The sequence below is a fragment of the Paenibacillus lupini genome (assembly GCF_011761355.1).
GTDB lineage: Bacteria > Bacillota > Bacilli > Paenibacillales > Paenibacillaceae > Pristimantibacillus > Pristimantibacillus lupini.
The window spans coordinates 1-7,578 of sequence record NZ_JAASRW010000018.1; the positions used below are offsets into that span (position 1 = coordinate 1).

9 protein-coding genes are annotated in these 7,578 nt (G+C 39.2%); all 9 read left to right on the forward strand.

Going from position 1 to position 7,578, the window contains the following annotated elements:
• Positions 1-840: transposase (locus tag FHS17_RS30210; RefSeq protein ID WP_167283181.1), on the forward strand; the 840-nt coding region annotated here is incomplete at its 5' end.
• 498 nt (positions 841-1,338) lie between these two features.
• Positions 1,339-1,698 (forward strand): hypothetical protein, encoded by a 360-nt coding sequence (locus tag FHS17_RS30215; RefSeq protein ID WP_167283183.1) that lies wholly within the window; start codon positions 1,339-1,341, stop codon positions 1,696-1,698.
• A 129-nt stretch (positions 1,699-1,827) separates the two neighbouring features.
• Complete coding sequence (locus tag FHS17_RS30220) at positions 1,828-2,292, forward strand: SMI1/KNR4 family protein (protein ID WP_167283185.1); 465 nt, start codon at positions 1,828-1,830, stop codon at positions 2,290-2,292.
• A gap of 474 nt (positions 2,293-2,766) precedes the next feature.
• Positions 2,767-3,624 carry a DUF6199 family natural product biosynthesis protein gene (locus tag FHS17_RS30225; protein ID WP_167283187.1) on the forward strand — a complete coding sequence of 286 codons (858 nt, stop codon included), beginning with the start codon at positions 2,767-2,769 and terminating at the stop codon, positions 3,622-3,624.
• A 211-nt stretch (positions 3,625-3,835) separates the two neighbouring features.
• Positions 3,836-4,375, forward strand: a complete 540-nt coding sequence (locus tag FHS17_RS30230) for a hypothetical protein (protein WP_167283189.1) — start codon at positions 3,836-3,838, stop codon at positions 4,373-4,375.
• A 620-nt stretch (positions 4,376-4,995) separates the two neighbouring features.
• Positions 4,996-5,427 (forward strand): hypothetical protein, encoded by a 432-nt coding sequence (locus FHS17_RS30235; protein ID WP_167283191.1) that lies wholly within the window; start codon positions 4,996-4,998, stop codon positions 5,425-5,427.
• 217 nt (positions 5,428-5,644) lie between these two features.
• Positions 5,645-6,127 (forward strand): hypothetical protein, encoded by a 483-nt coding sequence (locus FHS17_RS30240; protein ID WP_167283193.1) that lies wholly within the window; start codon positions 5,645-5,647, stop codon positions 6,125-6,127.
• Positions 6,128-6,273: 146 nt separating this feature from the next.
• Positions 6,274-6,828 (forward strand): DUF5412 family protein, encoded by a 555-nt coding sequence (locus tag FHS17_RS30245; protein ID WP_341805952.1) that lies wholly within the window; start codon positions 6,274-6,276, stop codon positions 6,826-6,828.
• A gap of 226 nt (positions 6,829-7,054) precedes the next feature.
• Complete coding sequence (locus tag FHS17_RS30250) at positions 7,055-7,384, forward strand: hypothetical protein (RefSeq protein ID WP_167283195.1); 330 nt, start codon at positions 7,055-7,057, stop codon at positions 7,382-7,384.
• Positions 7,385-7,578: the final 194 nt, after the last annotated feature.

Below are 7,578 nucleotides of genomic sequence, written 5' to 3' on the forward strand. Positions count from 1 at the left end.
AGGGAAGCGATGAAAATTCGCGATCATCTGTCGACTGACCTGCGCGTGGTGCAAGGCCGCGTTCATAACTGGTTGGATCGGTACTTTCCAGAGTTTCTCACGGTATTTAAGGACTGGGAATGCAAGTCAGCACGCCAAATGCTCAGTCTTTGTTTGTTGCCGCATGAGCTGGTTTCTGAGTCTGAGGAAGCCTTGCTGAGTCACCTCAGAAAGGTTGCCAAGCGAGGTCTCGGCATCGAGCGTATGAGAAGTCTGAAAGCAGCGGCAAGCCGTTCTGTTGGTATACGAGAAGGGAACGCACTAGCAAAATTAGAGCTTCAACTGTTGTTAACACAGTACGAGTTGCTTGAGAGTAAGTTTGAAGAGCTTGAGGCAAGGCTAGATGAGCTCTTGGAGCAAATCCCCCATGTGAAGCAATTACTGGACATAAAAGGCATTGGCCGGGACAGTATAGCCGGTTTCCTCGCTGAAGTTGGCGACATTACGCATTACCGGCATCCGAAACAAATCATTAAACTCGCCGGTTTGAACCTAAAAGAAAACACGTCCGGTAAACACAAGGGACAAACGAAGATCACGAAGCGAGGTCGTAAGCGACTACGAGCGCTGCTATTTCGCGTCATGATGCCACTGGTGGCTAAGAACTGTGCGTTTAAGGCATTGCATCAATACTATACCAAACGGCCAGATAATCCCTTAAAAAAGATGCAGTCGCTCATTGCGCTATGCAACAAGCTGATTCGAATTCTCTTTGGGGTCTTGAAGAAGGGGCATCAGTTCAGTGAAGAAAAGATGTTGCAGGATATCCCAAGGTACACGGCAGTGTCGTTAGCAGCTTAGATTCAATGTTTTCATAGAAGTCGAACATCAATAAAAGGTACAGACAATTGAAGCACGGATGAGTCGGAACAGAACTAACATACGGACGAAGATCCTGTCGGGCAGCATATCCGGCCTCCACCTCATGGACAGGTTGAATGAAGGAATGTGGGAGCGAAGACTCTGTGAGACATGGGAGGGTTGACCGCCATGAGCCTAAGTGGAGATCCAAAGGTGCGACCATATATATCCAGAATGTCCACTTTTTAAAGTGAGTGGTCTGGGTGGATGTATTTTTGCACCTTCTTCGCCCCATATTTTACATCTTCTACAACCTTATTCCATTCAACGGTTGTCTGGCACGAAAGAAAAACGTTCAAAACCTACGAAAACAAGCGAATTTAAGAGAAAAACGATTCTCCATAGAGGGAGATTAGTTCCAATATGTGGTACAATTTTTGAGAGAAATCCCTTGAGAATGGGGTATTCCTCAATTCAAATGCAGGGTGAATTTATTTGATGATGACTATTACACTAGAAAAATTATATGAGTTTTACATTAATACGATGAAGAGCTGTGGAACTTACTTACTAAGTTCGAATGATTCCGTAATTGGATATAACATCTTTGAACAGTTCGACATAGGCGCAGTTTCATTTTTACATCGTGACAATTTACAGAAGCTATTTGAAGCTGGGTTAATTAATGATGAGGTTATGAATAAAAGCCTGATTTTAAGAAGTGAATTTTTAGAGTTACAACAGAGTGATGAATGGAATATTAATGCGGTGAGGTATTCATCTGTATGGAGACAAATACTCAAATTGGCTGACGAGATTAATTCATTAGTCGAACGTTACACTAAAGAAGAGCGATAGTTAAAAAACACCAGTGATGAAGCTGCCGACACGATCGGCGGCTTCTTTACTGATAGATTATTCGAAAAGTTATAAGATGATTGTACAAATTTAGTTGACGAGATACATTTAAGGTGAGGTGGTGCGAAAATGAAGACAAATAAAACCAGTGAAGTGACTTCCCTAAATCTTGGTGTCACTGATGAAAAGATAAAGGTGGCCGCAGAAGAACTAGGAGTGGAATTTCCCGAACAATTAAATGAGATTTGGAAGGTATCAAATGGATTGGAACTACCAGGAGGCTGGCGATTTTACCCCGTTTTTGATAAATCTAATCCTCGAAAAACTTCAAACCATATAGTTTACGAAAACACAAAAGCACGTTGGGATTACATGCACGATGAACTTATTTCAATAGCATCTGGCGATACAGGGAATCAGTTGGTACTTAAAAAGTCGAATTCAACGTTACTGTTTCCTGATGTCTACATATGGAATCATGAAACAAATAAGATAAAGAAATGGAGTAAATCGTTAGATTATATTAAAGAAAAAGCACAAAAGAGAATTGATAACATAGAGTCACAAATTCAAAAAGCTGCTAAAAGGAATTAAACTACAAGGAACGATAGTGAAGTTACCAATAAGGAGGGTGAGTAATGCCCAAAATGCTTTGTAGTTGTGGGAATATTCTACGATTCGGGGACATCCCATGTAATATCCAATACAATTTTATCTCAGACGTTGATTACGATAAAGTGCAGGGGCTAGTTGATTCTGAAGAGCTTTACACTCAAATGAAAATGTTCTTTGTTTGCGAGGAGTGTAAAAGACTTTGGTTCTTCTGGGATGGATTCGATAACCCCCCTCAAGAATATTTACCATCGAAGTGAGCGTTCAACTAACGAGGAACATTAGTTTAAGAAGGCAGCTGGCATGATGGTCAGCTGCCTTAAGCTTGATTGTAAATCGTCAGGACGTTTATATCCTTGCATAAATGCTTGCAACCGCCTCTCTCATTAGGACGTAAAAGGGATAAAGCAGAAAGGATGAGCGCATATTTCTACCCGACCGGCTTTATTCCGAAAAATGAAAACGCCTGGTTCTATTTTCTTCGTCTCCGTGCTCCTCGTGTCTATCTTGACAGGCATTTTGTCGAAATCCTATTTCACGGATCGTGTCTTCTACCTGTATGAGGATACGTACAAATTTGCCGGCGAGCAAAACCGTCTAGTCACCTATCATAGCAGCACGTCCGGTCCCGTCCAAGTACGCACCGACGACGAACTGCACCGCACTTTAATCATCGGCGGGCAGTCCTATGCGATTGCGGACAAAAGCGTATCTTACTCGACCAAGTTTCGTGTGACCTACCCGAACGGCCATGTCTACATCGTCGAGGATAACAATGGCATGCTCTTGAGCTACGATGACAAAGGCAATATCGTCATGGTTACTCAGGTGTACGTTAACGGCGAGCGGATCAAGGAGGAAGGGGAAGAAGATTTTACGCCGTCAGCGCTCGTAAGTGCGGCTTACCCTGATTACCATGTCAAACGAGGCATGCCAGGGTTTCTGTTTCTGGCCCTTGGCTTGTTGATCTTTGGTTGGTGTAATTTCCGGTACCAAGCCTTCCAGGATTTATTGTTCCGTCTATCTCCGCAGCGGCTGATGTACGAGAACCCCGAGCCGAGCGACTTCTATTATTTCATGAGTAAGGTCGGAGGAATTGTCGTGATGCTCGGTTCAATTTTCGTCGCTTTTAGCGCATGTGGCTCTGGGCAGCCATTGACGAACAGGCGTCGAGTGGTAACGATATATATATTGTCATCCGAGGACATTGGCTCCTGGATGTTAACCGAGTGGAAGAGTCAAGGAAACACTATTTTCTCTGGAGGGCAAGAAAAAATAGTTCATTGCGCTAACGTAAGAACGATAGCTTCATAAGAAACGACGGCAGCCAGCATAGATCGGCTGTTTCGTTCAGTGAAGTAATGGGCAGTTTAGCGCAACAAATAGAGGTTTCATTGCGTATATACTTAATGACCAGTGATCCCAAAAAAAGGAATAGTAAAGGGCTGACAAGGATTTAATGAATATATAACTTATATGCACTGGACTTTTCTAAAATGTAAAATCAAAAATGAAGGGCGATATTATGAACAAATTTGGATTCATATTCTTTTTAGCGATTGTATTATTAATTTCAGGATGTCAAAAAAATGGTTCGAAAGATGAATTAGCTGAAGCGCAAAAGAATGTAGATCAAATAGCATCCTCTTTTAAAATACCTACAATTGTTGGATATGAAATTAGTTCCGTGCAACACGTTTTCCCACCAAAGGATGAACAGGGTAAATTTATCGGTGACAATCAGAAAGTTGTTATCGCATACACCAAAAACAAAGGAAAACTAGAGAAGCTTTCGAATGGTGAAAAAGGCAACAATGAAAGAAAAATTTTATACGGACCGTATCAAGGCGACACATCTATTTTAATCACACATAGCAATCTACCCGAAGAGTTAGACAATGGAATGATTACAGTAGGCACTGAACTCGTTGAGAGGACTAAAGTTGGTGAACATACACTTCTAATCTATAACAAAACCAAGGGTTCAATAACGATGGATTTTAATAATTTTGATGACGACACCATTATAACTATTGCTGAATCGATAATTAACGAAAACAAATAATACCTCAAAAGTAAACTGTCTTTTAAGAAAGGGCGGTTTATTTTTTATATTCATTTTAAAAACAGGCATACGACACGATCACCATATTGTAAGTAATTCTTACGGCTATCACTGTGCCTATTCTTCAGACGTGGATGCTGACATGGACTGGAATCCGCGTTAAGCTAAAGGGTAGGTTAGCTCCAATATGTGGATATTTCCACTATACTCTGAAATAACACAAATGAAAGGAGGCTAATACAGTTGAGTAAACCAAAAAAAATAATCTTATATAGTTTCTTATCACTCGCAGCTATTTACATACTATTTTTCCCTGCATGTACTCCAGAACTAGCTGTGAGAAGGCATTTACTTTTCACTAATCCCCTTCATGTATTTTCATATGTTCAAAAGGGACCAATGTATAGTTTTTATGCGGTTCCATCAATTGAATTATCGTCTATATGGCTCAAAAAAACTCCCATTGGATGGTACATTGAATCAAGTGGCACTGGACCTTGATAATATGCAATTTTGATGTTGAGGGTAATCCAGCATTATATTGGGGGGACCAAGCAACATCCAATAAACCTTAGCCGTATAAATGGTAAAAGTCTATACGAGATTAGGAGGGAAAGATAGTGCGTTACTTTCTTAAAATGATTGCTTTGAGCGCTGTCTTTGCTTTATTGCCATTCATAACGAGTGAATTGCTGGTTAATATCTATAGAATTAATCGAATTACAGGGATTGAAATGGCAGCCCTGGACAAGGTTAATACGATTATGGCTCTAGTATGCTTTATTTTATTAATAGTTACGTTCGTACTCATGTTTAAAAACCAATTTCTTCGTATAAGGAAGGCTAACTTGTTTTTATCAGTAACATGGGTTCCGTATTACTGGCTATACATTCATGTATTTGCATTACAATTTCCGATTAATAATCCGGCAGATGACCCTAATCCGGTTTCGGGCTTAGTCATTATTGCAGGTTTAATCCTCTACTTATTTACATTAATTGGAGTGAACGCTATTGCTCTATTTTTAAAGAGTCAAAAGGCGTTGAGCTAACTGGGAACTTTAAATTAACAAGGAGCAGATTGCCACACGGCAGCTGCTCTATTTTTTATTAGCGAAAGGGCAGGGAAGTTGAAAAGCCAAACTGTTGAAGCTGCCGATGCACAATCGGCAGCTTTGATAAGGTATAAGGTAGATTAGCGCAACTTTATAGTAAATTTGATCGTTTAAGGCTTAAATACAATTTTTGGATTTTAAAGGAGACCCTTCTATGGCAAAACACTTTTTAATTCTATTAATCTCTGTTTTTCTTCTTCAAAGTTGTTCTTCCTCTGCTGAAAATCTTGAGTTAGATCAATCTGTGAACGAAGCAATCTCTAATTACATTGTCGATCAATACAAAGATGTCTATTCGAATTCTGACAAGGCATTTGAAGTTCATAAAGTGTATGGATCTACTGAAACAGGGAATGAAATTACCGTATATATATACTCACTTTACGGCGGGTTCAATAAAAACAGCAGAAATAGTGTGAATGGTCATTCCCTTCCCGCGGTAGTAAAATTGAAGGAAGTGAAAGGTGTTTATACTATTACCAGTTATAAAGAACCAAAAGATGGGGACGAATTCAACGAGTCAACAAAATTAATGTTTCCTAAAAAGTATCACACACAAATTTGGGATGACGTAAAAAACGCTGCTAATTTACAAGATGATCTTCAAGAAAAAGCAAATCAGTGGCAAAAATCTTAAGCTAAACGAGGAACATTAGTTTAACACCATACCATAGACAGCAGCTGGCAAGTAAACGGCTGCTTCTTTTGTTGAACCTAAGGGTAGCCCTCAATTATTTAAAACATTAATCCACTTGGTTCCGTTACTTAAACTGTAAGGAATATGTGGACACATCGACTGGAGGAATTACTATTAATTATTTATACTTATTAGGTTTCTTCATCCTTTCTCTCATTACAGTTCTATTATTTTTAATATTTTGTTTTAAACTATTTGTTTTCTTTATCAAAAAAAAGCCTTTTCCTAAAAAACTGTTAATTGCAACTCTCATAGGAATTGGTATCGTTTCAACACAAGTGATATACAATACATACTTTTTTACATTTGATAACGTTGAAGGTGAATTTTATAAAGGACCTGTGGAATCCCCAACCGGCAAATATACTGCTAATGCTTTCTATAAAAATTATGGCGGAGCCGCTGGTGGAGTTAACTTATGGGTAGAAATTACTTATCATGATAAGAACAAAATAAAGACTGTTTATCATAGTGATGCAAATAGAAACTTTTCTATGGAATGGAAAAATGAAAATACTCTATACATTATAAATGAAGAACCAGGGTACTCGAGTTCTAATAAAAGTGTTAAATTAAACGTTGAAAAAGACACTTATTTTGATGGAGGTTTGGTTTGGAGGATAATCAACAATCAACATTAACAGAGCCTAAGAATTAAAATGAATGATGGGAGCCTACTGCTTCCGGTCAATAAAGATCTGATGCCTTTATGGCTAACTGGGAACTTTAGTTCAACAATCCAGAGCAGTTTGCTACAACGGCAGCTGCTCTTTTTTATTAAAGGGCAGTTTAGCGCAACTTATCTAGCCTCCAACTCGTATACACGGATGTATGGTAGAATATCCATTTTATGGGGGTGTGTTAGAGTTGAACGCATTTAATAATAAAGTCGTTGTGCAATTTTTACTAGCTGTCTCAGTAGTCGTAATAATCGTGGGTTATATACAATTAAATAACTCTGTTTTATGGGGCACTGAAAAAGTGAGTGAATATATGATTGAGAAAATGCAGGGCAGTATGGATACAGGCCAGTACAATATCATGTTACAAGGATTTATAGAACAAATTAAGTGGAGTGGAAGCATTCTATTAGGCCTTGGTGGGATTTTGTTTATTACTTGCATGACTTTAGTTCTGAATAAGCGTTCAGGATTGAACTCCCTCGAAGTGATTCAATTTCCTCACTCAGACTCATGAATTCGCAGGATTTCATCCTAATTAAATTGAAGAAAAGGATGAGGGGAGAGCCGATGGCTAGAAGATTGGCGAATGGGCATGAGGAAATAAGGGTACATAGAAATTACCCATATTGTTCCATTATGTGCACGTCTCCACTTCGCCTTAGCGATTATCGCTCCCATGTCTCAACGGGTCATAGCCCTTTCATTCCT